The organism is Shewanella saliphila, from assembly GCF_014648295.1.
Lineage (GTDB): Bacteria > Pseudomonadota > Gammaproteobacteria > Enterobacterales > Shewanellaceae > Shewanella > Shewanella saliphila.
Map to the genome: position 1 here is coordinate 1 of NZ_BMQV01000093.1, position 1,551 is coordinate 1,551.

The following is a 1,551-nucleotide window of genomic DNA, read 5'->3' on the forward strand; positions in this document are numbered from 1 at the left end:
TGTGAAGGCTTCAAGGTACATATTTTACTCTCCTAAAAGAGAGTATAAGATCACAGCTAAGCCAAGGCGTCAAACAGATTGTGTGTCAATATCAGCAGCTCAAAAAACGTTCACGATCTCACCCTGGATATAGCTCACTTATTTGTTCGTTGATATATAAAAGCATTTTCAAAGCATACCGCTGTTCTTTTGTTAAATCAGAATAACAGTTCTCCATAAGCGAACGCATTATTTTAAGCTAATAGTTCTTGGCATTGTAATACGAGATAAATATTTGCCACTATCACCGATAATTTCAAAGGCTTTATATTTGGCATAAACCGTATAAAAGGTTCCAATAAATTCCTCAAGCTCAGAAGCTAGATCAGATAACTCGACATACAAAGCGTCCTCTGCCTTTGCTGATACAGCCTTTGCCCTTTTGTCTTCTGATTTTTCAGTTAAGAATAAGGTGGTAACTGCGCCAGCTAAACTAGCAATCACTCCACCAAAAACTGCACCATTAAATGACTCCCAATCCAATTTTAACTCCTAATTCATGTTGCTTAACGCCCAAAGTAGCGGTGCTTGTATCCGCTGGCGGTGCTTGTATCCGCTGGCTTTGCTTGTTATTTGCTTGTTAACTGTTTACTCCGCTTCTTCATCATAAAATTTTGTATAGTTTTCGAACTCATTACCTTTAAACTCAGCTCAATAACACTTTTGGCAACTGCGTAATCGACAACGAAGTTGCAGACCTCTATTAATATATGAGTCTTCTAAAATAGTATTAGATACACGCGTTTAAATACTTTATTCGTATAACACTTTAGTTATTAGTAACTTACCAGCTTATTTTTCACGAATCAATCACCATTTAATCTAGAAGAAAGTGAGAGTTTAGATAATCGAGAGTAATAAAAACTCGTTATATATAAATAAGTTACTATATTGTTTGCAACCGTCAAAATTTAAATTTGTACTGAGGCCGTTGCAGAAAATGACGTGAGCTTGCTCATGGCTTTTCACGCACATCCATGTGCTTCAAGGCATCATGCCTATCATAAGTTAGCTTTAGAGGGGAAGGGGGTCTTTGACATCTGACCCATATGGATATGGGAAATGTCATTATGATGTCGGGAACATCATTGACCATGACACCGCGACATTTGTTAATCCATTCATATCAGACTCCCTTCTGAAGCGTTAGCATTTTCATTCTTTATGACAAGATGGGCCGAAGCAGGCTTCAAGTGCGGTCAAAGCTGGATTGATCCACGTCGCGAAATTATCGCAGCTATCGTTTAGTCACAAGAATGATAATTTTAATATTGCGGCTGGGCCAATTCTTTTATAAAGAGTAAAGAGGGAACAACCGTTGGTTTCCTCTTGGTCTGGTGTGGGCGAAGCGCCACGACGTTGGTGGCCACTGGCCATATTTGAAACTAATACCAATCCGCATTGAATTGTGATCTAATGTGCTCATCATTTCTAAATCATTTTATTCTTTGAAAAACTACACAGCTTTTGAACTCGTTAAATTATCAAAGTCAGAAAAAGATGCTCGTATGC

1 protein-coding gene is annotated in these 1,551 nt (G+C 38.1%); it reads right to left on the bottom strand.

What is annotated here, in order from left to right:
- Window positions 1-228 precede the first annotated feature (228 nt).
- The gene (locus tag IEY48_RS20195) at window positions 229-522 is read right to left on the bottom strand and encodes a hypothetical protein (RefSeq protein ID WP_188923333.1); all 294 of its coding nucleotides are present in this window, start codon (window positions 520-522) and stop codon (window positions 229-231) included.
- Between the last annotated feature and the right edge of the window lie 1,029 nt (window positions 523-1,551).